A 24,597-nucleotide genomic window follows, 5' to 3' on the forward strand; every position below is an offset into this window, starting at 1 on the left:
TATCAACAATAGTATAGTACATAAATAAAAAAGGAACCGTGATAAAAGTCACGGTTCCTTAAAATAACTTGCTAATTTTTCACGATCGTAAACAATAAATTTCTTGTCTTCTATTCCCACGAGACCATGTTCCTTTAAAATTTTTATCTGTCTTGAAACCGTTTCTCTTTGGGATCCTAACATATCGGCGAGATATGTAATACTTAAGTCCATATCAATACAAATGCCTTTCTCACAAGCTACTCCGTAATCTCCAGACAATTTCCACAATTTAGCTGCAATTCGTTTATCTGCTCGTACAGAATTAGATGTATTTTTAAGCTGGCGATATAAGCGTCTAGTCTTTAATGACAGAGATCGCAAGACTCCCTTTGTCAAATTAAAGTCTTGGCTCATAATATGTAAAAACTTGTCTTTGTTCCAGCACAAAATCTCACTAGGCTCAAAGGCATCACAACTTATAGAAGATGGCAAACCCTGGAGTACTACTTCATTTATCATCTTTCCTTTTCCCAAAATAAAGATCACCTTTTTCTCACCCTGAGAACTCATCTTATAAAGAGAGACCAAACCACTTTTCACAAGATATAGACTAGAACACTCGTCTTTATCTTTGAAAATGTGTTCATTTTTCTTATACTGACGAACACTAAAACAATCAGCAAGAGTATCTAAAGTTTCAGATTTAGCCTCTCTAAATACTTCAATACCCTTAAGGATTTCTATTTTATCTGCACTGGTCCACTTTTCCATTTTACACCTCTTTTTGAACAGTAGTTAAACGATCTTGAAACCATAGTTGAACAATGGTTGAGCAATAGTTAAACGATGGTTAAACAATTGTATTAGACTCTCGCCTACGGCGAGTTCAACTTTAAAGGTTTTAAAATTTTGCTTACCACCTTACCACCTTACTACCTTACTACCTTACCACCTGACCACCTGACTACCTGACTACCTTAACGAAAAAAACACGAAATCATCTCTGATTCGTGTTTTATGAAATGGTTGCGGGGACAGGACTCGAACCTGCGACCTCCGGGTTATGAGCCCGACGAGCTGCCAACTGCTCCACCCCGCGATAATATTTATGTTCCTTGCGTGTAATATCTATTATAGCACTATTTCAAAGTTTGTCAACATCTTTTTTACTTTAAATTAACTTATTATGAGAAAAATACTAAATAAGTGGAAAGCTGCAATAAACTCACACTTTCCACTTTACATTTTACACTTATTCATCCTTTTCTTGCTGATCTACTTCAGCTTTTTCTTCTTCGTCGTTTTCTTTTTTAGGCTCTTCTTCTTTTTTCTTCATTTCTTGAGCTTCTTCAAAAGTATAATTATTGTAGAAATAAGCATCTATTACATCTCTCGCTACTGGGACAGAGTTGATACTTGTATCCCCTTGAATAATCATGGTCACTACAGCTATTTCAGGATCATCATAAGGAGCAAATGCCATAAACCACCCAGTATTGTCTATCTTTTCCGATCCGTATTGAGCTGTACCTGTTTTACCACCTACTCCTATGCCATTGTGATCAAAACCTAGAAAGCCTGATCGACCACTTCCTTGTAGCATTACATCCTTCATGCCTTTTTTGATTTCATCAATATATCCTTCATCTACGTTAACTTTATTTAGTATTTTTTCTTTATGTTCATAAGTGACTTTTCCATTGCTGTCTACAATCTTATCCACTAAATAAGGTTCTCTCCGAATGCCCCCATTTACTAAAGTAGCTAAAAAATTTGCCATTTGGATTGGCGTAGTAGAGTTTCCACCTTGACCGATAGATGCATTAATTGTGTCTGTTGTTACCCATCTTGAATCCATAATTTGCCGAGTGATATTTTGCAAATATACATTGTCTTTTACATTGTACTTAGCCATAATCGCAGTAACTTCTTCAAAAATACGATTGTATAATTGAGAGATTGAGTCGTATTCGTATTTGTCAGGCGTTATTTGAGTGTATAATTCTCTCGCAATCGCGTATGACTTATATACAGCTTGCTCTGTTCCATCCTCATTTGTAATAATAGCATTTCCCTTAATGCCCACGTTTTTTCGAATATAGTCTGATGTAGAATACGTTCGAATTTGTACTTTATCGGTTTTTGTCGCCAAGTAACCTGAAGACTCCGATATTTCTAGACCTGTTTTCTGGCCTATTCCAAATTCTTTAGCATATTTTTCGATATTATCTATACCTAATCGATATCCCGTTTCATAGAAGAAGATATTACAGGAGTCTCTCAGGGCTTCTCGAACGGTTTCTGCACCATGAGCCCCTAAACAAGTAAATTGGGGGAATCTCCCATAAACCCTTCCGCAGTATATTGTTGAATGTTTTGTAATGACCCCTTCTTGCAAACCTGCTGCAGCCATAAGAGGTTTAAATACGGAACCTGGCTGTAATGCCGACAATGTAGCATTGTTGTAAAGTGGTTTTGGGTATAATGGGTCATTTACGAGCACATTTAATTTATTCCAATCTTCAGAGCTAATTCCATTTGTAAATAAATTAGGATTGTAATCAGGATAACTAGCCAAAGCTAGTACTGCGCCTGTCTTTACATTTAAGGCTACTACTGCACCAGATTTTGCATTAGGCGCATTTGTTTTTTGAATTTTTTTGATTTGATTTTCTAAAGATTCTTCGGCTACTCTTTGTAAATCGTAATCCAAAGTTAAATATACATCATCTCCAGGAATAGGGTCTTGGACCTCTTGTGTTGGGTCGTTTTGGGCAATCCCTTTATAATCTGTAACGGCAAATCGCTGGCCATCTTCTCCTTTTAGATATTCTTCAAAGGAAGATTCGATGCCACTAATCCCCTTAAGATCTCTCATCTTATAGCTTCCATCTTCAACATCTTTCTCACTGACTTTACCAATATATCCCAAAACATGAGAAGCTAAATTTTGAAAAGGATATTCCCTCACAGGATTAGAAGCTACGCTGACTCCTGATAATTCATGTACTCTTGAATCAATTTCAAACACTGTTTCTAGTTTAATATTCCGAGCTACCTGAATAGGCTCCCAAGACCGAAATCCCTGTGCTTTTACCATCTGGCGAAACACTAAGATTTTTCTAGCATCTTCATTGGATAAAGTTTCATCTATTTCATACATTTTCCGAAGCTTTTGAAGAGATTTCTCAGCACTATAGTCATATTCTTCTTTCTTAAAGCCAAAATCTTTTTTCCACTGAAGTTCCTTCGTTTCATAGCCAAATATAATATCTCCATCTCTAATAGAAAGGGGTAAATTTGCATTCATATGAACCTTCTCAATAGCTTCTAGTGCCACTTCATTACTGATTTCATCTTTTACATTGTATTTATCTCTAAGTATGATTAGTGCTTCTTCTGCAGTAGCATTTCGGGGAATCTCGTGTTTTTCTTTCCACTCTTTTTCTTCTTTTTCATAAGTAAAAAATATAGATCCCTTTTCAATCAATATGGGGAATTTATCTTCAAACTCTTCCTCGTTCTTTTCAAGTAAATTATACAGTTGTAAAAGCACTTGATTTTCCTGTCCATCTTCGATATTGCTGTAGATGAGTTCTACTGAGTAACCGACCTTGCTTTTAGCTATCTCATAGCCATCTCCTGTAACAATAGACCCTCTAGGGGCCGTTTCAGTAATTTTTTGTACCATTTTATTCTCAGCCATCTGTGCATACTGCTCGCCACTGATAATCTGCAAGTAAGCAAGGCGAAAAAGAAATATTGTGATTAACAAAATTAAAAATACGAATAAAAAAATAAATCTATATTTATTCTTATTAACTATCATTTATTTAAAATTAACTCCTTATTTGCGACTTAATGACTGTTTCGAATCCATCTTAATGACAAAGGATAAATCAAAAGCAATGCCATAAAATTTATTACCCAATAGGTAAGATTAAAAAACTTCAAGTAATTGATAATGGAGATGTGATTCCCTATTAAATACAAGATTAAAACTCTCGCGCCATGATTGATAATAACTCCTATCGGAAAAACACTAATAGGAGCTAATAAACTATCTTTAAACATATTTTCACTCATTACGCTAGTAATAAATGCCGTCAAGAGAAAACTCAAAGCATATAGTCCGATAAAATCACCATATAAAATATCTCCTAGTAAACCTATGACGAATCCAAGAGTATAAGATTGCTTTCTTCCTAAAAGTATGGAAAAGCATATTAAACTAATTAATAAAAGATCTGGATATCTGCCACTTAAATTAAAAAATTGAAAAACAGTACTTTGTAATATAAGCTCAATCAACAATATTACACTTAATTTGACAATATTCAAACTATCACCTTATTCTACCGTTTAATGAGTAATACCTTATCGATCTTTTCAATGTCTATTGATGGCTCAATGGTGAGAATTTTTTCTAATCTTCCAGCATCTGTCTTGATCTCTTTTACTTTTCCCACGACGATATTTTTTTCAAATACACCGGCTAGACCTGAAGTCACGACAATATCACCCTTCTGTATTTTTGCTTCAGGATCAGCATATCCCTCCAGCATAGAATGATCATCTTTACCAGTAATCCGAATATAGTCTTTGCTTTTTACGCTTATACCATTAAACATACTTGTACTATCTATTATAGTCAAAACTTTGCTCGTTCCATTAGAGACTTCCTTTACTCTTCCTACAAGACCTTCGCTTAAAATGACCGTCATATCCTTTTTGACTCCTTCATTGCTGCCCTTATCAATTACTACTAAACTAAAACCTCTATAAGGGTCAACACTGACAACCGATGCAGATATATACTGATATTGACTATTTTCTTTTGTAAAATCCAACAATTTCAATAGCTCTTCATTTTCTTGAGTCAGTTTATCGTAATTTGCTAATTTAATTTGAGCTTCATTTAATTCTTTTTCCAACTGTTCATTTCTGGCTTTAAGAAACGGCAAATCAACGACGAAATCGTATAGATTTTTAACGTATTGTGACGATAAGTACAGTACTCTTTCTACAGGTGATGTAGTATTCCGTATTATGCCCTCAGGAGCAGTAGTATATGCTCTACCCTGAGATGTCGTTCCGATACATACGAACAGAAATAAAACCATTATGACAATATTTATGGCCACACGATGTTCTTTAAACCATTTCAATTACAAAATTACCTCCAGAAATTATTTTGCATTAAATATTTCATTATTGTATCCCTGCTCTAATACCATTACTGTTCCTTTTGCCACACAATCCAATGGATCCTCTGCGATACTGCACCTAATGCCTGTTTCCTTTTCTACTAGATTATTAAGACCCTTTAACAAAGCACCACCACCTGTCATGACAATTCCTCGCTCCATAACATCTGATGCTAACTCTGGCGGCGTCTTTTCTAATACGCTTTTTACAGATTCTACAATCGTCTGTATAGGATTTTCAATAGCGCTATAAATATCTTCTGTAGTAACAGCTATTGTCTTTGGCAAGCCAGATAGTAGATCTCGTCCTTTAATATTCATCTCTTCATCATGTAGATCTTTTATTGCACAACCGATAGTCATCTTTATGTTCTCTGCTGTTCTTTCTCCAATAGATAAATTATACTTATTCCTAATATATTGGATAATAGACGCATCGAAATCATCTCCACCAACTCTCTTGGAATTGCTGATAACAAGACCACCTAATGAGATTACCGCAATATCTGTAGTACCCCCACCAATATCGATGACCATACTTCCCGTAGCTTCACCAACTGGCAAACCTGCGCCAATTGCTGTAGCAAGAGCTTCCTCAATAATGCCTATTTGGCTAGCTCCTGACATCTGAGCGGCTTCAATGACCGCCTTACGCTCTACTTCTGTAATATCCGATGGCACGCCAATTAAAACCCGCGGTCTTCTAAACTTTGAAAGCTTAATAGCTTTATCGATAAAATATTTTAACATAATTTGCGTTGACCTAAAGTCTGCAATCACTCCATCTTTTAAAGGCCTAATAGCCACAATATTACCTGGCGTTCTGCCTATCATCTCCTTTGCCTCATTTCCAACGGCAATAGGTTCTTTGGTGTCTAAGTTTATGGCCACAACAGAAGGCTCTCTTACAATAATACCTTGTCCTTTTATAGCAACTAAAATATTTGCTGTACCTAAGTCAATGCCCACGTATCCATTATTAAATATACTCAATTAATTTCCACCTTTCTACATCTATTATCATTGTTAACTTTATCTATAATAGACCGACTTTCTCATTTAAGCTTCTTATAGGATATGAACATCAAATTCTGCTAGCATATCACAAAGCAGTGTAATTGGCAATCCTACTACATTCGTATAGCAACCCTCTATCGTATCTACAAATAGAGATCCTAAACCTTGAATGGCATAGGCTCCTGCCTTATCTCGTCCTTCTCCTGTTTCGATGTATCTCCAAATGACTTCATCACTATGAGTAGCAAATTTTATTTTGGTATTTCTATGACTTACAATTTTTCTGTTTTTTTCTGTACTAAAAACACATATCCCTGTAATTACTTCATGCTGTTTACCAGACAAAGACTTTAAAATGCAAAACGCTTCTTGATCATTTGTAGGCTTGCCAATTAATATGTCATCAGCAACTACCATAGTGTCGGCTGCAATAATAATTCCAGGGGTGTCATTTGTCTTTTCCGCCACATCTAATGCTTTTTCCAAAGCAATTTTCTCTACATTTTCTTCATTGGATAATTGTTTGTCTATTTTTTCTTCGATATCGCTGACTACAATATCAAATTTTAAGTTTAAATTTTGTAATATCTCTTTTCTTCTTGAAGATGCAGATGCTAAAATAATTCTACTCACAATTTTATCCCCTCTGTTATTAATTTCGGTAATAAAGGGCTAGAGCAAGTATTAAAAACACAATGCTACCTAAATTGATATTAATGACTACACCTAAAGTCAAGGTAACAAAGCTTAAATCTAATACCCATGGAGCACCACCACTTAAAATGCTAATATTAACAGTTTTCCCGAAAATACTTATGTAATCAGAAAGAAATTCTCCTGCCAACTGCCCAGCAAACAAGGAAGCAAGCACAATTAAGAGTAAAATCCCCTTATTATTCCTCATATACACTTAGGCCCCTTCCAAATAAACAGTCTTACTAGATGATATTATACAGTATATTAAAATTTTCTAAATAAGTAAAGAAAATTACGTCTGATTCCAAAATCAACCTTACTGCGGAATGTGGAAACTTTGTGGCGTAGGTTTTTACTTAGAATTTAAAATGTAGAACTTAGTGGTTAGACGGAAAAAAGAAAATAGCTGAATGCGGAATGCGGAAAGCGGAACTTTTTATAAGGTGGTCAGGAAAAACATTTAATCGCATTTCTGCGGGGAGTGCAACTTTACAATTAACATTTCTGTGACCCGAAAGAATACCCCAGTGCTAGGGAATAAAGACTAGCGCCTAGGGACTAAAAAAGCGCCCAAAGGCGCTTTTTTAAGATACTTTTTGCTTTGTTTGAATCATTTCTGCTGTGATTGCATTTGTTGGGCATTTTTCTACGCAGACCATACATTGTGTGCATTTATCGTAGTGGATTTTGGCTAAATTGTCTTCAAAGCCGATTGTTTCTTCAGGACAATTTTTTACGCAAGCTTTACAACCAATACAGCCCACTTTACAATTTGATTTTACTTCTTTACCCTTATCTTTTGAGTTACAATCTACGTGAACGCCTTTAGATGCTGGCACTAAATCAATAACTAATTTAGGACATGCTTCTATACATTTTCCGCAAGCTGTACATTTATCAGGGTCCACTTTTGCAATCCCATCTTCCGTTACGTGAATGGCGTCAAAAGGACAGACTCTTTCACAAGTTCCAAATCCCAAACAACCATAATTACAGCTTTTATGACCGCCTTGGGCAATAACCGCTTCCTTACAGTCTCTTACTCCATAATACTCAAATTTGTTAGAGCAATTAGAAGATGTACCTTGACAGATTACTCGAGCAATCATTCTTTCAGAACCACCAGCATCTACGCCCATGATCTCACCAATCTTTTCAGCAGTGCTCGCGCCTCCAACTGGACAGCTATCGACTTTTGCACTTCCTGCAGCAACAGCCACTGCAAAGGCTTCACAACCTGGAAATCCACAACCACCACAGTTTGCACCAGGCAGTACATCTAGAATCAATGGTACTTTAGGATCCTTTTCTACTGCAAATACTTTTGATGCATATCCTAGGATGGCTCCAAAAACTATGGCCATTCCTCCTAACCAAAGAACAGGAACAATTAATTCACTTATCAAGCCTTATCACCTCCTATAGTAATCCTGAAAAGCCTAAAAACGCTATAGACATTAAGCAGGCAGTAATCAATGCAATAGGAAAACCTTGTAATGGTTTAGGAATAGGAGCTATTTCTAATCTCTCTCTGATTCCTGCAAAGAGTACAATCGCTAAAGTAAAACCGAGTGCTGCTCCCACACCATTAAAAATGGTTTGAATAAAATTATACTTTGCATCGATATTTAAAATGGCTACCCCTAATACCGCACAGTTTGTCGTAATAAGAGGAAGATATACACCTAAAGCATCATACAATGTAGGGCTTACCTTTTGAATAACCATCTCTACAAATTGCACTAAAGATGCAATGACTAAAATAAAAGCTATTGTCTGCAAATACTGCAAGTTAAAGGGTTCTAATATCGTATATTGTATAATATATGTAACTGCAGAGGCAAGAGCCATAACAAAGGTAACTGCTGCTCCCATGCCTGCAGCTGTTTCTACTTGTTTAGATACTCCTAGAAAAGGGCAGATACCTAAAAATTTTACTAATATAAAATTATTTACTAGTATAGCACTTAATAGGATAATCAGTAACTCAGTCATTTACACTGCTCCTTTCCTTTTTTCTATCCGTCAACTTGTTTAGTAGTCCCATGAGAAGTCCTAGAGCAAGGAACGCACCTGGAGGTAAAATCATAATCAAAGCTGGTTCATAACTAGCACCAAACAGCGAAAATCCAAACATGCTACCCGCACCTAATATTTCTCTGACACTACCTAATAGAGTTAGTGATAAAGTAAATCCAATGCCCATACCTACCGCATCAGCTAAAGAATCTAAAATACCGTTTTTAGAAGCAAAAGATTCTGCTCTCGCTAAAATAGTACAGTTTACGACGATAAGAGGAATAAAAAGACCTAATGCCCTATCTAAAACAGGCACAAAAGCCTTTAAAAGCAATCCTACAATAGTTGTAAAGGATGCTATAATTACTACGTAAGCTGGTATTCTTACCTTATTTGGTATGAAATTTCGAAGTAGTGAAACTACTACATTCGAGCCAATTAATACGGCCATTGTGGCAAGGCCCATTCCCAAGCCATTAACCGCAGCAGTGGTTACTGCCAGTGTAGGACACATTCCCAAAACCAATCGAAAAATTGGGTTTTCTGGAATAATACCTCTCCAGAGATTTTTAATAAAATTCATAACTTATACCTCCCCCCTATTTATTCATTTCATTAAATACTTCAAGAGCAGCGTTTACCCCATCGGTAACAGCTTGTGTAGTAATAGTAGATCCCGTAATAGCTTGAACCTCACTATCACCAGCAGTACCTGATTTGATTACAGTAAGTGGGGTACTTGTAGACATTCCTGCAAATTGATCTTGGAAGGATTTTTCTGTAGCCTTTGCCCCTAATCCAGGAGTTTCACTGTGTCCAACTACCTTAAGCCCTGTAATCTCGCCCTCTATTGAAATCCCTACTAATATATTCATTTCACCACCATAGCCTTTTGGTAAGACTTTAAACGTATAACCTATTATCTCATCCCCTACAATATCTTTGTACACTTCAGAGATGATTTCGAGGTTATTAAAACCTAATTTCTTTTCATGATCAATAATCGTTTGCTGTTCAACCTGTTCAAAGTAGTCAGAAGGCGATATGACCTCTTCACGAGCTAATTTATTTTCCATTTCGATTTGTTCTGCGATTCTTTCTCCTGTAATCGAATTCGTGAACGCTAAGGCTAAAGCTGCAACTGCAGTAATAACAAAAAGTTTAAGAGCTAAATTAATAATCTCTTTCATCAACCTTTCACCTCCCCGTAAATTCTAGGTATGGTAAATCGCTCAATTAATGGTGCACATACATTCATAAGAAGAATTGCATAGGACACCCCTTCTGGGTAACCTCCCCATAGTCTTATGACTGTTGTCAATAACCCGCATCCAAAAGCATAAATAATTTGGGCTTTTTTTGTTGGAGGACATGAAGCATAGTCTGTAGCCATAAAGAAAGCACCTAAGAACAAACCTCCACTTAGAAGGTGATACATTGGGTTTTCGCCAAAAATGAATGCAAGTACAAATACAGTTCCCATAAATACTACTGGAATATGCCAAGTAATAACTCTTCTGTAAAGCAGATACAGTCCTCCAATAAGTAAAGCTAAGGCAGATACTTCTCCAATACATCCGGCTACATTACCTATTAGCAGATCCATATAACTTGGTAATCCTTCTGTAACTCCGCTTTTTACAAGTTCTAAAGGAGTTGCTGAAGTTGTAGCATCTACAAAAGCAGAAGAAGTCATCCTTGAAGGCCAAGATGCTACAAGCATCGCTCTTGCTCCAAGAGCTGGATTCATAAAGTTTTGACCGATTCCTCCAAAACATTGTTTGACGATGGCAATGGCAAATGCAGAACCGATTACAGCCAACCACCAAGATGCGCTAACAGGCAAGTTAAATGCTAAAAGTATGCCAGTTACTACTGCGCTGTAGTCATTAATAGTAATTTCTTTTTTCATTAATTTTTGTATTATTGCTTCTGTAACCAGACAAGTTCCTATGCAGATGGCTGTGAGTATCGCTGCTCTTATTCCAAATCGCACTACTCCAGCTATAAGTGCTGGCATTAAAGCAATGACCACATCTCTCATTATGCTAGAGGTACTGTGATTTGCGCGGATATGAGGCGACGATGATACGATTAATAAATCTTCCTTCAATGTTTAACCCCCTTATTTCTCTTTTCTGCTATTTGCGATAATTTCTCTTTTTGCAACACGAATGGAAGAGAGCAGTGTTCGCTTTGAAGGGCATATGTAGGAACAACTGCCACATTCCATACAATCTAATGCGTGATATTTCTTACATTTTTCATAATCTCCATTTAAAGAGTATTCTGCTATATACAAAGGCAATAATCGAACAGGACATATGCTAGCACATTTTCCACATCGAATACATAGTTGAGGATTTGGCACCTCTGCTTCTTCCTTTGTAAGACATGAAATACCAGTAGTTTCCTTGAGAAGAGGAATATCAGGAGAGTACTGAGCAAGTCCAGTCATTGGCCCACCATTGATAATCTTCGTAGGTTCTTCTGAAAAACCCCCGCAATTTTCAATTAAATCCGCTATATTTGCACCAATTTTAGCTTTTAATACACTTGGATTTTTTACAGCTCCGCCGGATATGGTTACGATTCTCTCTATGAGAGGCATTCCTTCTTGTATCGCATCAGAAATGGCAGCTGCTGTCCCCACGTTAAAAACTACTGCTCCAACATCAGCCGAAGAGCCTCCAGATGGAACTTCTTTACCTATAATTGCTGTTATTAATTGATCCTTATAACCTTGTGGGTATTTCGTATGTAGTGAAAAAAGCTCAATGGATTCGTCATTACCAAGAGCCCTACTTATGGCCTCGATAGCTTCCTTCTTGTTGTCTTCAATTCCTATGTACCCTCTTTGAACACCCATGCACTTCATCATTGCTTTTAATCCAAAGACTACTTTATCAGCATGATTGTTCATAATGTACTCATCTGATGTTAAATAGGGTTCACACTCTGCACCATTTAAAATAATGTGCTCTACTGTTTTTCCTTTTCTTGGGGTGAGCTTTACATGTGTAGGAAATGCAGCTCCACCCATTCCAATAATACCAGCCTCCTGTACAATTTGCTTGATCTCCTCAGGGGATAAGCTTTCTAAATCTCCTTTTGGTTTCACTTCTTCATAAAGAGTATCTTGCATGTCCGATTTGATGACTACAGATAAGATTTTTTGCCCTTTTGGATGAAGTCTTGGTTCAACGGCTATGACCTCGCCAGATACACTTGAATGAACCATAGCAGAGATAAATCCATTAGGCTCACCTATGCATTGACCTACTTTTACAAGGTCGCCCTTTTTTACTATAGGTTTCGCTGGGGATCCTGAGTGCATCAACATTGGAATGACAACGGTTTCAGGAGCTTTTGCTATTACTAACTTTTTACCGCTTGTTAGCTCCTTACGTCCTGGTGGATGAATTCCACCCTTAAAGGTAGAATGCTTAATATTCACTTAGAAACACTCCTTTCAATTATTTTATACAATGTGTCCATTATAACAGATTATTAAGTATACTACTATATTTTTGTTAAAAAATTATTTTACAAAAATGTAGCAATATACTTTTTGTAAAGCTTTTCATTGCTTAAGATGCTGTCAACACATCTTTTAAGCTCATAATAACTGGTTCTACTTCAAATAATTCACAGAAATATTTTACAGTCTTATCTTTTAGTTCATCCATATCCATAGGATGCCCCACTAGTTTTTCTAAGGAGATTGCTCCTCGGTCTTTAAAACCACAAGGATAAATCCAATTAAAATGCTCTAAATTTGTGTTTACATTAAAGGCAAAGCCGTGCATACTTACCATTTTACTTATAGATATGCCTATAGCCGTTATTTTATCATTGCCTATCCATACACCTGTATGTTCTCCATCGAGACCATAGGATTCAATATTGTATATTTCTCGTAACATCTTAATAAAGGTTTCTTTTATTCTCCAAACAAATTTGCGCACGTCTTTATTGTAGTTCTTTAAATGAAAAATAAGATATCCTACAATTTGACCAGGACCATGGTAGGTGACATCCCCACCTCGACTCAATCGAACTACATCTACCCCTCTACTTTGTAGAAATTCTTCGGAGACTAGTATGTTTTCGACTTTACCTTTTACTCCTAAGGTTAGTACTGCTGGATGTTCTACAATGAGAAGAGTATCCTCTATTTTATCATTTGCTCGAAGTTCTCTTAATTCTTCTTGTATTTTTAGCGTCTGTGAATAGTCCAAAGTTCCCAAGTTTACAATATTAATTTTCACAATTCATTCATCCTTTTCTCCCCTGTGGTATTTATTATACTAAATAAAATCATATTAATTAAAATATTTTTTAACAATGCTCTTCATCCAATAGATTTCAAAAAAGAGTTGAATTTTATCTATCAAACCTTTATAATGATTTAAGTAATTGATTATTACTACTGCGAGGGTGGCGGAACTGGCAGACGCGCATGCTTGAGGGGCATGTGAGAATTTTCTCGTAGGGGTTCAAGTCCCCTCCTTCGCACCAAATATACAAATCACGTTGCAATGAATAGTGAACAGTGAATAATGAGCAATATATGATAAGCGTAATCTAAGTGCTGCATATTTGTACTATTCCATGTTCAGTGTTCATTTTTTATTTTGCTAAAGGGTTTAGAGGATAAAGGGGACACATTTAAAATGTGTCCCCTTTATTCACTTTCAGCTTTCCGATTTTCAATATTTCTCTCCCTAAATAAATCACTGCATCTTTTAACTGATCATAATCTCCGTCATTATAAATTAAGTAATCCCCATAGGGAATCTTGTCTTTTATATTCATTTGAGATTCAATTCTTTTTATTGCTTCATCCTCTGTAAGATTGTTTCGCGCCATTAATCGCTCTAATTGAGCATCTTCACTGGAAACTACTAGAATCACTTCGTCTACAGTATCTGTAAGTTTTTCTTCTATGAGCAAAGGGCAGTCGTAAAGAATGGCTTCATAACCTTGTGTTCTATACTGATCTGCTACCTCATTGTATAGCTTAGCTACCTCTGGATGCACAATATTATTTAATATTTTGATGGCATGGCTACTGCCAAACACGATATCGCCTAGTTTTTTCCTGTTGAGAGTGCCGTCTGGTAAAAGAATACTTGGGCCAAATTCTTCTGTTATTTTTTCTAAACCAATGCTATCTGGCTCTACAGCTTTGCGAGCGAGCAAATCTGCATCGATAATTTTGGCATTACAATACTCCCTAAGAATATTAGAAACGGTACTTTTTCCTGTAGCAATACTACCCGTTAAGCCATATATTTTCATCATTACACCGCCTTTATAGTTCTAAGATATAAGTTCTAAGTTATAAGGAAAACCTTTTATTCACCTATGATAAGGTAATAATAATCTTTGCTTAAAAGGAACTCAATTATTTACAACATAGAACATAGAACATAGAGCATAGAATTGACCCTAAGATGTGACCTTGGTCACGCATTAGTATTCATAATTACTGTAGAAAAATGCTTTATATGCTTTATATGCCATATATATATCCGCTTTGCTAGCAATCTCATATGGAGCATGCATACTCAGTAAGGCGACTCCTACATCTATAACATCCATACCGTATTTTGCTGGAATATATGCGATGGTTCCACCACCACCTTCGTCCACTTTTCCAAGTTCGCCCATTTGCCAACAAATATCGTTCTCATTAAAGATTCTTCTCACTTCAGCGACAAATTCTGCACTAGCATCATTGCTTCCGCTTTTTCCTCTTGAGCCTGTATATTTTGTTAGTACAATACCTTTACCAATATAAGCAGCGTTTAACTTATCATGAGTTGTAGGGTAGTTTGGATCAAATGCTGCATTTACATCTGCAGATAAAAATTTGGAATTCATAAGACATCTTCTTAAGACTAAATCTGCTTTACCTACTCCTGATAAATGAATCAATTCACTTACTAAATTTTCAAAGTAATTAGAAGTCATTCCTGTATTGCCTACACTTCCAATTTCTTCTTTATCTGCTAAAATTGTTACACAAGTTCTCTTAGGAGCATCTATGTCTAAAAGAGCTTCTAATGCAGTAAAAGCACATACTCGATCATCATGCCCATAGGCTCCTACTAAGCCTCTATCGAACCCAATATCTCTTGCTTTTGCTGCGGGTACAATTTCTAATTCTGAAGAAGCTAGGTCTTCTTCTTTAATATCATATTTCTCATTTAATAATTTTAAAATATTAAGCTTGACACTATCTTTAATATCCTCATCATCCATTGGAATACTTCCTACTAGAATATTTAGCTGTTCACCTGTAATAGCTTCGCTAATTTTCTTTGCGTTTTGATCTTTTGAAAGATGTGGTAATAAGTCTGTAATATAAAACACGGGATCTTTTTCGTCTTCGCCAATATTTACAGTGATTTTTGTCCCATCTTGTTTAATAATTACCCCATGTAATGCTAGGGGTATGGTAATCCACTGGTACTTTTTTACTCCACCGTAATAATGAGTCTTGAAAAAAGCTAATTCTGTATCTTCATACAAAGGAGCTTGCTTTAAATCTAATCGTGGCGCATCTACATGTGCCCCAATGATATTTAAGCCTTTTTCAAAGTTTTCCTTTCCTATAACAAACAAAATTACTGTCTTATCTTTAAATAAGCCATATATCTTATCCCCTGGCTCTGGTCTTTTATGATTTTTAATATAGTAGTCAATGGATTTAAAACCTTTCTCTTCTGCAATTTTTGCGGAGTAAAGAGAAGCTTCTCTCTCGGTTTTACAAGTATCTAAATACTTTTTATAAGATTCACTAAAGTCCATGACTATTTCTTTTTCATTACCTTCTAATCTTCTCCATGCATTGTCATATCTCTTAACGAGTAATTTTTCTAATTCTTTATAATCTGACATGTTATTCTCCTTTCTTTGTTGCTGTAGCATATGGTTCTAAGTTTTGCTTTAGTCAACGAATTCAATATTGTCTAATTGTTTTCTAAAACTTTTTCTAAAATTCTCAAGATATTCTTTTCTAAGAGCGTCCTGCTCCTTCTGTTCTTCTAGATTCAGCCCTGTCTCTTTTTTTTTCTTTGCCAAATAATTTATTCTATCTAATTTTTCCTCACTAATCATATTTTATCTCCTTAAATTTGCATTATACTATAGCATACCCATTATCATGAGTACTAGGCACCACTTTATTTATGCAGATAACCCCAACCGCTTTATTGGTCGAGGTTATTATTTATTTATAGAAAGTCCTATATATATGATCTCTTTTTTACATCGAACTGCCCATTTGCATATTATAGCACAATTTTTGTAAATTTAAAGATAAGAAATAAAAAATATACAGGCAAACGAAAAAACTTTAGGTAAACCTAAAGTTTTTTTTTACATTCTTATACAGGCTCGTTTATTTAAGATTTTACAAATTTTTTATTCTTCGTTAAAATTGCTATCAATCAATTGAATAATTGCCTTTAACGCTTCCTCTTCATCTGAACCATCTACTTCTATTATTATTTCCGTGCCATGAGCTGCTCCAAGAGTCATTACTCCCATAATACTTTTGGCATTTATTGTCATATTATCCTTTTTTATAAAAATTTCACTTTTGAATTTATTGGCTAATTCGACTAATAAAGAAGCAGGTCTTGCATGTAGTCCAGATTTATTTGTTAGTACTGCTTTATTGGAAACCATTACATCACCCCACTTATCTACTCTACTCTATTACCTCTATTATACACATAAATCGACTTTTAGCAAACACAGTAATTTGAATTACGACAATTTTTCACAAAAAGGTATAGATATTATTTAACTATTGTATTATCATATATTTTATGGAGGTGAGCTTAATGAAAATTACTAAAGACATGGGTATTTTAACTTCTGTTGAAAATCACCCTGAAATTGTGAAGGTTTATGAAAAATACGGAATGCACTGTTTTGGATGTATGGCTGCACGATTTGAAAATATCGAAGAAGGTGCTCTAGCACACGGAATCGATGTAGATGCATTAATGAAAGATTTAAATGCTGCTGTAATAGCTTAAAAAGCGCCTTTGGCGCTTTTTTTAGTCACTAGCATTAGGGTATTCCTTCTGGGTCAAGATCCTTCGCTTACGCTCAGGATGACTGGGCAGGAGCTATGGTCAAAAGTAGGTGTTTCCTAGCAATCACACACCCCTCGCAGAAATGCAAATCAAATGGTTTTGCTTACCACCTTAATTATCTTTTAATCCCATTAATCATTCCCATAATCTCATCTGTCGTTTGGATAGCTTTGCTGCTCATAGAATAAGCTTTTTGAGTTATGATCATATCTGTCATAACTTTGCTCATATCTACATTAGAAGACTCTAATGCCCCTTGAACGATGCTGCCAAACATTTCTTCCTGGTCTATAGAATTGTATAGAGTAATACCTTGGCGATTTACGTACTTACCTTCTCCTAAGGAGATTAAAGAGTCTAAAACTTCTGGGTAGTATAGGGGGATTCGCCCTACTGTAGTAGCTACTCCATCAATATCCTTTATGATATCGCCTTTACGAGATATGGTAATATCTCCTGTTCTCCACTCTTCTATTGGCACACTTACATTTATCTCCAGATTGTGTCCATTATCATCTGTAATACTTAAGTCTTCATTGATGTGAAAATTCCCATTTCTCGTCAGAAAGAGATCACCATTTTCATCTCTTACGCCAAAAAAGCCATTGCCTTCAATAGCCAATTGATAATCACCAGATGTACTAATAATGGATCCTTGTTTAAAATCTACGCCGCTCACCCTACTTGTGGAGCCTACATTGATGCCTGAAGGATTCATATCTTCTGATAAGAGTACGTCTTCTTGATGAATTTCATTTAATAATAGCTCCTGAAAGCTTACCTTCTTCTTTTTATAGCCGGTCGTGTTGACATTTGCCAAATCATTAGCTATGGCATCCATTTTATTTTGATTTGAATGAAGCCCCGTTTTTCCAATGGTCAAAATCTTATTCATGGTTCACCTATAACCTTCCCAATTCATTTACTGCTTTATTTAAGGTCTCATCTGCAGCGTGGAGTAATTTTTGATTTGATTCAAATTCTCTTGATATTTCAATCATCCTAATCAATTCGTCTGCAACTTGTACATTGGAAGCTTCTACATAACCTTGTCTTACCTCTCCATTCACTCGGTTATATGCTTCTGCCTCACTTGTAAAAATCGTATTGCCAATAGTTCGCAAATTAGTATAATCTTCAAAATCGACTACAAGTAAATAGATCTCTTCTTCTGGAAAAAAACCTCTATTATCTATATGTACTTCATTGTTTTGTATTGGAATTTGCTCTAATTGGCCATTCTCATCTATGCCCATTACAGAGTAACCATCTAATGTGGTCAAAATGCCTTCATTGCTTATTTTAAAATTTCCATTTCTTGTATAGCCATATTGCCCATTGCCCATTTCAATGACAAAAAAACCTCTGTCTATAATTGCAAAGTCTGTAGTTTTATCTGTTTGAACTAAACTGCCTTGACTAAAATCGGTATAGACCTGATCTAATTGATTTCCATAGACATATCCACCCAATCTGTGTTCTAAATTTTCATTTCTTCCAGCAGTAAAGTTCACCATTTCCTTTGATTCCAAAGTACTTTGAACCATGTCTTGAAACTTATAACCTACGGTATTTACATTTGTAATATTGGCGCTGACATTTTCTTGTTTTTTCTGAAGTACATTCATATTTCTATTTAAAGTGTACAGGCTTCTAATCATTCTTAGGCTCCTCCGTATCTAAAACTTTTACTTCGGATGGATAAACCATTCCTAGTCTTCGTGCTTCTTGTTCAATATTGGCATTAATCTTTACCTGGTAGCTCCAATTCATAAGTATTGCAGAAATGAGTATACCTAGGCCAAAGGGAATAAGGTATTCCTTTTTTATTCTGAAATATTTTTGAACAAATTCTTTAATAATAAGAGCTCCCCCTTTTGCATATGTAATAAAGAAGATATTTGATCTAGAGTATAGTGTTTATTTTCGTATTCACATAGTTTTCTGTATTGATCTAAATATGTTTCATTGACCTGTATTTGATCTTTGTTTTGTGGTTCTTCTTCATGGACTATTTCTATTTCTTTAGGTGCCTCATCTTTATATAGCTCATCCATCTCTTCTTCTGAAGAGTGCCCCATAATCTGGTTTTCTAATTCTTCTTTAAAACTACTCATATCTTGAAATAGGAGTCTTTCCACAAGCTCTATTCGCTCTTTTATCTCTTTAATTTCATTTTCATTGTCTTGTATTTTTTTTATATGTACTACATCTTTATACGTGTTTTCTGATTTTCTCCCAAGAAAACCTAGCCCAATACATATACAGCCTAAAGCAATCAGTACATGAAACATTAGGCTTCCCCCGCATTCGTTGAGATATAATCTCTTAATTTTAAAAGTACTTTCCCATGAATTTGAGACACTCTAGGAATTGAAATTCCCAAAATATACGCGATCTCTTTTAAGCTCAATTCTTCTGTATAATATAGATTTAAAATAATTTGTTCTCTCTCTTTTAAACTACTTATAGCATCTTTCAACAAGCTTTCCTGCTCTCTTTTTACAATATGCTCCTCTGGCAATAAGACATGTTCATCTTTTACAAGATCTATTAATTGAACTTCACTTCCTTTTTCTGAGAAGACTACGGACTCTAAAGAAATCTCAGATAAATAGTGAACCGTCTCATGAATTTTATATAATTCTTTACTATCAATACTTAATTGCTGGCATATCTCTGATTCTTCAGGTGACCTCATCAATTTATTTTCTAATTCCTCTTTTGCCTTGTAGTATTCATTGAGTTTATAAATTCGGTCTCTTGACACCCGACCGGATTTTCTAAATTCGTCAATGATTGCTCCTCGTATACGCAAAGTAGCGTAAGCCTCAAAAGGGACGTTTTTCTTGTAATCGTACTTGTCAATGGCATCTAATAGTCCAATAACACCTAAGCTGACTAAGTCGTCTTTTTCATACCTATTGCCTTTTACCTCTATCTTGTCTGCAATCTTCTTCACCAAGGGTAAATATTTTATTATTAATTTGTCTTTTTGGCTTTTTTTATAACACATGTAAACCCTCTTTTACCTCATTTTGTTTTTTCTCATTAAGGCGAATAGATATTGAATAATCTTTTCTCTTTCCCTTTCTTCAATGTCTATAAATTTAATCCCGTAATGGTAGATAGACCTTTCCTTTTGAGGGATAAGCTCTTTATATACGATTTTAGCATTCAGTTGATACTCTCGATTCTCTATATCGAATCTAATGAATAAATTGGTATTCATTTTATAATTCACAGAACAAGATAGTCTCAAGCCACTTGCACTTAAATTCACGATAGTACCTTCATAGGGAATCCATTCCTTTTGCATAGAGTCTTTGTCTATAAATTCAATAGGTAGACTACAAGAAACTCTTACATCTTCTCTTCTCTGCATCTCTTTTAAATTTGTTATAGAGGATAGTTCATAAATGGGAGAGTCCGATTGAATTCGATCTGTCAGAATGGCTTTAAAACTCAAGATCGTCTTCGAATCACTGCTAATGCACTGTAGTTTTTCTCCTTTATGCAATAATTTAAACTCTTTGTCATCTGCAGATACAGCTACAAACACTTTATCTTTTATAATGTCGTAAATGATTCCATAGACTTTTTCATTTTCATTTGTAATTAATTCTATTGTGCTATTTAATTTTAAAGAATTCACAGTATCACCCAAATATTCTTAATAATTTATTGCTTAATTGCTTAAAATTAGAAACTTTATAAGAATACTCTTTGTCTTCTAGTATATTTTCACATATTTGTTTAATATTTTGACTAGCTAATCCATTAGGGTATTTTAATACTACTGGTATTTGTTCCATAATAGATTTCCTCACTCGGGTGTCGTAAAAGATAAAACCAATACTTTGTAATTTCATATGTAAAAATTGACTAGATGTCTTAAATAGCTTCTGAAAAGCTTCTTCCCCCTGCGACAAATCGTGGATTTGATTGACTACTACTTTCACTTGCTCCTTTAATTTGTAAACAGCTATAGCCTTTACAATTCGATATGCATCTGTTATCGCCGTAGGTTCTGGAGTGGTAATAATAATCACCTCATGAGATAATTGAATGAATGTCAGAGAGTACTTGGTGATCCCTGCTCCAATATCGATGATTAAAATGTCGTAGTCCATAATTTGGCTCATGGCATCGACAATCTCTTGTTGGCGAATATCTTCTATCGCTTTTAAAGATAGCAAATCTGCTCCACCTGAAATCAAGTGAATTCCACTAGGTCCCTTAGTGATAATCTGGTCTAATGTAGCTCTACCTTGAATGAGATCTATTAAACTTAGCTTGGTTTCCATGCCTAGCATAATATTTGCATTGCACATTCCCAAATCTGCATCCAGCAAAAGCACTCTTTTGCCCATTTGTTGAAATTTGATCGCCATATTAATCGAAAAATTTGTCTTACCCACTCCACCTTTTCCACTGACGACAGAATATATTTTGATATAGTGTTCTGCTTTCTTTTCAACTTGGGTAAGCTCATCTATTGTTCTATTTCTATTAATCATAGATCGTAGACTACTTGCTTGATCCATCATATCCATTTATTCTCCTTTGCAAAAGCAAATACATTGTCTATTGTAGCGTCTTTAATATCATCTGGAACACCTTGTCCATTACAGATGTATTGAATAGGAAAAGGGCAGTGTTCTATAATATTCCAAAGATTCGATAAATGATTTACCTCATCAAATTTAGTCAATATTAAAGCGTCATAATGCAAATAATTGTACTTATCTAATATGGACAATATCGTATCTTTATCTGTTGAAATGCTGAGAATTAAATAGGTGGTAATGCTTTTATTCACCTTTTGAAGGTATTCTTTTATTTCATATATTTTATCTTGATTCTTAGGGCTCGTTCCTAATGTATCTATTAAAATAATATCACAGTAGCTGAGTGCATTTACTTTCTCTTCCATTTCATTTGCTTCATTGACTACTTCAAATGGCAAACCAATAATATTGGCATAGGTTTTTAATTGCTCTACAGCGCCTATTCGGTAGGTGTCCATAGTAATTAATCCCACTTTTTTTTTATGAATCAAGTGCTCTCTTGCAGCAATCTTAGCAATGGTTGTGGTTTTACCTACTCCTGTTGGCCCTATAAAAACATTAATTTTAGATAGTTCTCCTCTTCGTTCAAAGCCGCTGTATTGATACTGATTTGTAATAAGATCTTTAAACTCTTCTATAGATAATCCTGCATCCTCCACACTTATAGGGATAATATGGGGTGGATCTTCCTTCTTCTCTTTTTCTTGTATAGAGGTGTCTTGTGGTGGTACAATTTGAGTATTTTCCTCTATGGCCACAGTAACTTCAATCTTTGTTTTTTTAAAAGGGTTATACCATTTCCCAATTTTTATATTGCGTTGACTAATAATAATGGCTTCTCGACCTAATTCGTATTTAGCCCTCACAACGGCTTCTTTCATATCATCTACAATATATCTTCTTACGATCATAGTTTTTCAACCTGCCCAACTGCTTCAATTTCAATATCATTTGGTATTTCGTGTAGGGATAGGACAGGCACATTAGGAAAGGTAAAAGAAATTAAATTCCTAAATGCTATTCTAATTTTTGGCGAAGTCAATATGATGGGTTCTATACCATTTATCATAAGGCTATTAATGGAATGATTAATATTGTCAAAAACTTTATGTATGATATCTGGCTGTAAAACTGGTATAGAACCTGACATAGATTTTTGTATGTTGTTTCCAATTAATTCTTCTAAATCTGGATGTACCGTCATAACCATAAGCACCCCATCTCTGTTTAAGTAATTTTTTACAATAGTGCGCCTTAATGTGTATCTTACCTGCTCTGTAAGAACTTCAATGTCTTTTGTCATCATTCCATTATCTGCTAATGCTTCTAAAATCGTAACCAAATCATATATAGGCACATTTTCCTTTAAGAGGTTTTGGAGTACTTTCTGAACTTCTCCTAAGGACAAGATATCTGGTATGAGTTCATCTACGACTACATTATACCTTTCTTTTATTCCTTCTAGTAATTGTTTTACCTCTTGCCTTCCTAAGAGTTCAGCGCTATTTTTCTTGATGACCTCTTTTAAATGAGTGACAAGTACGGTCACTGGTTCTACAATGGTGTATCCTTTTAAATCGGCTTTTTCACGGTTTGCTTCTTCTATCCAAAGGGCATCCAAACCAAAGGAGGGCTCTTTCGTTGGAATGCCATCTAACTCAAAATCGCTGTTTCCAGGGTCGATGATCAAGTACCTCTGAGTATATAATTCTCCTCCTGCAACTTTGTTTCCTTTGATTTTAATAGTGTATTCATTAGGACCTAATTGCAAATTGTCCCGGATTCGTATCGGATTGACCATAATACCCATTTCACTAGCACATTGTCTTCGAATGGCAGTGATATGATTAATTAAATTATCATCATTCCCCTCATCTACTAAAGAAATAAGCCCATATCCAATTTCTAAAGAAATAGGTTCCACTTGGTAAGTGGCGATATTTTCTTCTCTTTCTCCACTATTACTTGTTTCCTTCTGTGACTCTACTTTTGTCATAGCTAGTTCATTTTCATTTTTTTCATTTTCCATAAGCAAATACCCTAATCCACCTAAAATCAATGCTACAATCAAAAAAGGCAGTGTAGGAAAAGCTGGCACTAATGCAATAAGAAGTAAAATTACTGCTGCCACCATTATGGCTTTCGATACACCAAATAGTTCTCCTACTACTGAAGTACCAAAATCTAACCCATCATCAGATCTCGTCACCAATATACCTGAAGCTACAGAGATTAATAAAGAAGGAATTTGGCTCACTAGACCGTCACCTATAGTCAGTTTTCCAAATACATTTAGTGCTTCTACTACGCCTATACCACTTTGGACTCCATAGATCAATATTCCACCGACAAGATTGATTAATGTTATGATTATGGAAGCTATGGCATCTCCTTTGACAAACTTACTGGCACCATCCATAGCTCCGTAAAAACTTGCCTCTCTCTGTAAATCCTGTCTCCTCTTCTTTGCAATGGCTTCAGTGATTGTGCCAGAATTGAGATCTGCATCTATTGCCATTTGCTTTCCTGGCATTGCATCTAAGGTAAACCGCGCGGAAACTTCTGAAACTCTGCTTGCACCGCTGGTTACTACTATCATCTGCACAATGACGATAATAATAAAGATTACTGCTCCTACGATATAATTATTTCCTGTAACGAAATTAGCAAAGGCATCTATTACTTGACCAGCGTATCCTTCACTTAATATCAATCTGGTAGAAGAAATATTTAGAGATAATCGAAGCATGGTCGTTATCAACAATAAAGTTGGAAAAGTTGAAAATTCCAGTACATTCTTTGTAAATAGTGTTAAAAGAAACATTATTACAGATAATGTAATATTAAATACTAAGAGCAAATCTAATAATGGGGCTGGCATAGGTATAATGATAATTCCAATAACCGCAATTACTGTAAATGCTACCACGTATTCAATGTACTGATTGGATAGGGTTATGATTTTTCTTAAAATTCCAGCCATGATAA

General features: G+C 35.2%; 27 protein-coding genes and 2 tRNA genes. 2 read left to right on the forward strand and 27 right to left on the reverse strand.

What is annotated here, in order from left to right; genetic code table 11:
• Positions 1-48 precede the first annotated feature (48 nt).
• From DES36_RS00565 to lipB, 15 genes are all read right to left on the reverse strand, one after another.
• Positions 49-753 (reverse strand): Crp/Fnr family transcriptional regulator, encoded by a 705-nt coding sequence (locus DES36_RS00565; protein ID WP_113919276.1) that lies wholly within the window; start codon positions 751-753, stop codon positions 49-51.
• A gap of 252 nt (positions 754-1,005) precedes the next feature.
• Positions 1,006-1,081, reverse strand: a tRNA-Met gene (locus tag DES36_RS00570).
• A 153-nt stretch (positions 1,082-1,234) separates the two neighbouring features.
• Positions 1,235-3,811, reverse strand: coding sequence for a penicillin-binding transpeptidase domain-containing protein (locus DES36_RS00575; protein ID WP_113919277.1), 2,577 nt, complete (start codon positions 3,809-3,811; stop codon positions 1,235-1,237).
• Positions 3,812-3,840: 29 nt separating this feature from the next.
• Positions 3,841-4,323 (reverse strand): rod shape-determining protein MreD, encoded by a 483-nt coding sequence (mreD, locus tag DES36_RS00580; RefSeq protein ID WP_113919278.1) that lies wholly within the window; start codon positions 4,321-4,323, stop codon positions 3,841-3,843.
• 14 nt (positions 4,324-4,337) lie between these two features.
• On the reverse strand, positions 4,338-5,150 hold the full coding sequence (gene mreC, locus DES36_RS00585; RefSeq protein WP_113919279.1) for a rod shape-determining protein MreC: 813 nt from the start codon (positions 5,148-5,150) through the stop codon (positions 4,338-4,340).
• Positions 5,151-5,171: 21 nt separating this feature from the next.
• Positions 5,172-6,182 (reverse strand): rod shape-determining protein, encoded by a 1,011-nt coding sequence (gene mreB / locus DES36_RS00590; protein ID WP_207657406.1) that lies wholly within the window; start codon positions 6,180-6,182, stop codon positions 5,172-5,174.
• Positions 6,183-6,257: 75 nt separating this feature from the next.
• Positions 6,258-6,839: a Maf family protein gene (locus tag DES36_RS00595; protein WP_113919280.1), complete on the reverse strand. Its 582-nt coding sequence runs from the start codon at positions 6,837-6,839 to the stop codon at positions 6,258-6,260.
• 19 nt (positions 6,840-6,858) lie between these two features.
• Positions 6,859-7,110: a DUF4321 domain-containing protein gene (locus DES36_RS00600; RefSeq protein ID WP_113919281.1), complete on the reverse strand. Its 252-nt coding sequence runs from the start codon at positions 7,108-7,110 to the stop codon at positions 6,859-6,861.
• Positions 7,111-7,486: 376 nt separating this feature from the next.
• The gene (locus DES36_RS00605) at positions 7,487-8,308 is read right to left on the reverse strand and encodes an RnfABCDGE type electron transport complex subunit B (protein WP_242981668.1); all 822 of its coding nucleotides are present in this window, start codon (positions 8,306-8,308) and stop codon (positions 7,487-7,489) included.
• Between the two features lie 13 nt (positions 8,309-8,321).
• Positions 8,322-8,897 (reverse strand): electron transport complex subunit RsxA, encoded by a 576-nt coding sequence (gene rsxA / locus DES36_RS00610; protein WP_113919282.1) that lies wholly within the window; start codon positions 8,895-8,897, stop codon positions 8,322-8,324.
• Complete coding sequence (gene rsxE, locus DES36_RS00615; RefSeq protein ID WP_113919283.1) at positions 8,890-9,504, reverse strand: electron transport complex subunit RsxE; 615 nt, start codon at positions 9,502-9,504, stop codon at positions 8,890-8,892. Before rsxE ends, rsxA begins: the two co-directional genes overlap by 8 nt.
• A gap of 16 nt (positions 9,505-9,520) precedes the next feature.
• On the reverse strand, positions 9,521-10,111 hold the full coding sequence (locus DES36_RS00620; RefSeq protein WP_113919284.1) for an RnfABCDGE type electron transport complex subunit G: 591 nt from the start codon (positions 10,109-10,111) through the stop codon (positions 9,521-9,523).
• Positions 10,111-11,034 carry an RnfABCDGE type electron transport complex subunit D gene (locus DES36_RS00625; RefSeq protein WP_113919285.1) on the reverse strand — a complete coding sequence of 308 codons (924 nt, stop codon included), beginning with the start codon at positions 11,032-11,034 and terminating at the stop codon, positions 10,111-10,113. Before DES36_RS00625 ends, DES36_RS00620 begins: the two co-directional genes overlap by 1 nt.
• Before the next feature lie 12 nt (positions 11,035-11,046).
• The gene (gene rsxC, locus DES36_RS00630; protein ID WP_113919286.1) at positions 11,047-12,378 is read right to left on the reverse strand and encodes an electron transport complex subunit RsxC; all 1,332 of its coding nucleotides are present in this window, start codon (positions 12,376-12,378) and stop codon (positions 11,047-11,049) included.
• Positions 12,379-12,511: 133 nt separating this feature from the next.
• On the reverse strand, positions 12,512-13,192 hold the full coding sequence (lipB, locus tag DES36_RS00635) for a lipoyl(octanoyl) transferase LipB (protein ID WP_113919287.1): 681 nt from the start codon (positions 13,190-13,192) through the stop codon (positions 12,512-12,514).
• A 163-nt stretch (positions 13,193-13,355) separates the two neighbouring features.
• Between lipB and DES36_RS00640 the strand changes: the two genes are divergently transcribed.
• Positions 13,356-13,442, forward strand: a tRNA-Leu gene (locus DES36_RS00640).
• Positions 13,443-13,592: 150 nt separating this feature from the next.
• Here DES36_RS00640 and coaE read toward each other — a convergent pair.
• From coaE to DES36_RS00660, 4 genes are all read right to left on the reverse strand, one after another.
• Positions 13,593-14,228 (reverse strand): dephospho-CoA kinase, encoded by a 636-nt coding sequence (gene coaE, locus DES36_RS00645; protein WP_113919288.1) that lies wholly within the window; start codon positions 14,226-14,228, stop codon positions 13,593-13,595.
• A 171-nt stretch (positions 14,229-14,399) separates the two neighbouring features.
• Positions 14,400-15,830 carry an aminopeptidase gene (locus DES36_RS00650; RefSeq protein WP_113919289.1) on the reverse strand — a complete coding sequence of 477 codons (1,431 nt, stop codon included), beginning with the start codon at positions 15,828-15,830 and terminating at the stop codon, positions 14,400-14,402.
• Between the two features lie 48 nt (positions 15,831-15,878).
• On the reverse strand, positions 15,879-16,049 hold the full coding sequence (locus DES36_RS00655) for a DUF896 domain-containing protein (RefSeq protein WP_113919290.1): 171 nt from the start codon (positions 16,047-16,049) through the stop codon (positions 15,879-15,881).
• 306 nt (positions 16,050-16,355) lie between these two features.
• Positions 16,356-16,622, reverse strand: a complete 267-nt coding sequence (locus tag DES36_RS00660; protein ID WP_113919291.1) for an HPr family phosphocarrier protein — start codon at positions 16,620-16,622, stop codon at positions 16,356-16,358.
• Positions 16,623-16,798: 176 nt separating this feature from the next.
• Between DES36_RS00660 and DES36_RS00665 the strand changes: the two genes are divergently transcribed.
• The gene (locus tag DES36_RS00665) at positions 16,799-16,978 is read left to right on the forward strand and encodes a DUF1858 domain-containing protein (protein WP_423230743.1); all 180 of its coding nucleotides are present in this window, start codon (positions 16,799-16,801) and stop codon (positions 16,976-16,978) included.
• 175 nt (positions 16,979-17,153) lie between these two features.
• Here the strand turns inward: DES36_RS00665 and DES36_RS00670 are convergent, their stop codons facing one another.
• The 8 genes from DES36_RS00670 to flhA form a co-directional block, all read right to left on the reverse strand.
• Positions 17,154-17,933, reverse strand: coding sequence for a flagellar hook-basal body protein (locus tag DES36_RS00670; RefSeq protein ID WP_113919293.1), 780 nt, complete (start codon positions 17,931-17,933; stop codon positions 17,154-17,156).
• A 7-nt stretch (positions 17,934-17,940) separates the two neighbouring features.
• Entirely contained in the window at positions 17,941-18,699 is a 759-nt protein-coding gene (locus DES36_RS00675; RefSeq protein ID WP_113919294.1) for a flagellar hook-basal body protein, read from the reverse strand.
• Positions 18,700-18,864: 165 nt separating this feature from the next.
• Positions 18,865-19,332 carry a hypothetical protein gene (locus DES36_RS00680; protein ID WP_113919295.1) on the reverse strand — a complete coding sequence of 156 codons (468 nt, stop codon included), beginning with the start codon at positions 19,330-19,332 and terminating at the stop codon, positions 18,865-18,867.
• Positions 19,332-20,054, reverse strand: coding sequence for a sigma-70 family RNA polymerase sigma factor (locus tag DES36_RS00685; RefSeq protein ID WP_113919296.1), 723 nt, complete (start codon positions 20,052-20,054; stop codon positions 19,332-19,334). The genes DES36_RS00680 and DES36_RS00685 overlap by 1 nt, the downstream gene beginning before the upstream one ends.
• 12 nt (positions 20,055-20,066) lie before the next feature.
• On the reverse strand, positions 20,067-20,693 hold the full coding sequence (locus DES36_RS00690) for a flagellar brake protein (protein ID WP_170128121.1): 627 nt from the start codon (positions 20,691-20,693) through the stop codon (positions 20,067-20,069).
• 4 nt (positions 20,694-20,697) lie between these two features.
• Entirely contained in the window at positions 20,698-21,594 is an 897-nt protein-coding gene (locus DES36_RS00695; protein ID WP_113919298.1) for a MinD/ParA family protein, read from the reverse strand.
• Positions 21,585-22,520, reverse strand: coding sequence for a flagellar biosynthesis protein FlhF (locus DES36_RS00700; RefSeq protein ID WP_113919299.1), 936 nt, complete (start codon positions 22,518-22,520; stop codon positions 21,585-21,587). Before DES36_RS00700 ends, DES36_RS00695 begins: the two co-directional genes overlap by 10 nt.
• Positions 22,517-24,592 carry a flagellar biosynthesis protein FlhA gene (flhA, locus tag DES36_RS00705; RefSeq protein WP_113919300.1) on the reverse strand — a complete coding sequence of 692 codons (2,076 nt, stop codon included), beginning with the start codon at positions 24,590-24,592 and terminating at the stop codon, positions 22,517-22,519. The genes DES36_RS00700 and flhA overlap by 4 nt, the downstream gene beginning before the upstream one ends.
• Positions 24,593-24,597 lie beyond the last annotated feature (5 nt).

The organism is Alkalibaculum bacchi, from assembly GCF_003317055.1.
GTDB lineage: Bacteria > Bacillota > Clostridia > Eubacteriales > Alkalibacteraceae > Alkalibaculum > Alkalibaculum bacchi.

What these genes read in the sequence shown, in the direction of transcription:
- DES36_RS00620 (WP_113919284.1), bottom strand. Translation starts at nt 10,111, where the DNA reads ATGAAAGAGATTATTAATTTAGCTCTTAAACTTTTTGTTATTACTGCA.
- coaE (WP_113919288.1), bottom strand. Translation starts at nt 14,228, where the DNA reads ATGATGAAAATATATGGCTTAACGGGTAGTATTGCTACAGGAAAAAGT.
- DES36_RS00700 (WP_113919299.1), bottom strand. Translation starts at nt 22,520, where the DNA reads ATGATCGTAAGAAGATATATTGTAGATGATATGAAAGAAGCCGTTGTG.
- DES36_RS00600 (WP_113919281.1), bottom strand. Translation starts at nt 7,110, where the DNA reads ATGAGGAATAATAAGGGGATTTTACTCTTAATTGTGCTTGCTTCCTTG.
- DES36_RS00650 (WP_113919289.1), bottom strand. Translation starts at nt 15,830, where the DNA reads ATGTCAGATTATAAAGAATTAGAAAAATTACTCGTTAAGAGATATGAC.
- DES36_RS00660 (WP_113919291.1), bottom strand. Translation starts at nt 16,622, where the DNA reads ATGGTTTCCAATAAAGCAGTACTAACAAATAAATCTGGACTACATGCA.
- rsxE (WP_113919283.1), bottom strand. Translation starts at nt 9,504, where the DNA reads ATGAATTTTATTAAAAATCTCTGGAGAGGTATTATTCCAGAAAACCCA.
- DES36_RS00680 (WP_113919295.1), bottom strand. Translation starts at nt 19,332, where the DNA reads ATGTTTCATGTACTGATTGCTTTAGGCTGTATATGTATTGGGCTAGGT.
- DES36_RS00575 (WP_113919277.1), bottom strand. Translation starts at nt 3,811, where the DNA reads ATGATAGTTAATAAGAATAAATATAGATTTATTTTTTTATTCGTATTT.
- DES36_RS00685 (WP_113919296.1), bottom strand. Translation starts at nt 20,054, where the DNA reads ATGTGTTATAAAAAAAGCCAAAAAGACAAATTAATAATAAAATATTTA.
- DES36_RS00655 (WP_113919290.1), bottom strand. Translation starts at nt 16,049, where the DNA reads ATGATTAGTGAGGAAAAATTAGATAGAATAAATTATTTGGCAAAGAAA.
- DES36_RS00565 (WP_113919276.1), bottom strand. Translation starts at nt 753, where the DNA reads ATGGAAAAGTGGACCAGTGCAGATAAAATAGAAATCCTTAAGGGTATT.
- DES36_RS00670 (WP_113919293.1), bottom strand. Translation starts at nt 17,933, where the DNA reads ATGAATAAGATTTTGACCATTGGAAAAACGGGGCTTCATTCAAATCAA.
- DES36_RS00665 (WP_423230743.1), top strand. Translation starts at nt 16,799, where the DNA reads ATGGGTATTTTAACTTCTGTTGAAAATCACCCTGAAATTGTGAAGGTT.
- flhA (WP_113919300.1), bottom strand. Translation starts at nt 24,592, where the DNA reads ATGGCTGGAATTTTAAGAAAAATCATAACCCTATCCAATCAGTACATT.
- rsxA (WP_113919282.1), bottom strand. Translation starts at nt 8,897, where the DNA reads ATGACTGAGTTACTGATTATCCTATTAAGTGCTATACTAGTAAATAAT.
- DES36_RS00675 (WP_113919294.1), bottom strand. Translation starts at nt 18,699, where the DNA reads ATGATTAGAAGCCTGTACACTTTAAATAGAAATATGAATGTACTTCAG.
- DES36_RS00695 (WP_113919298.1), bottom strand. Translation starts at nt 21,594, where the DNA reads ATGGATATGATGGATCAAGCAAGTAGTCTACGATCTATGATTAATAGA.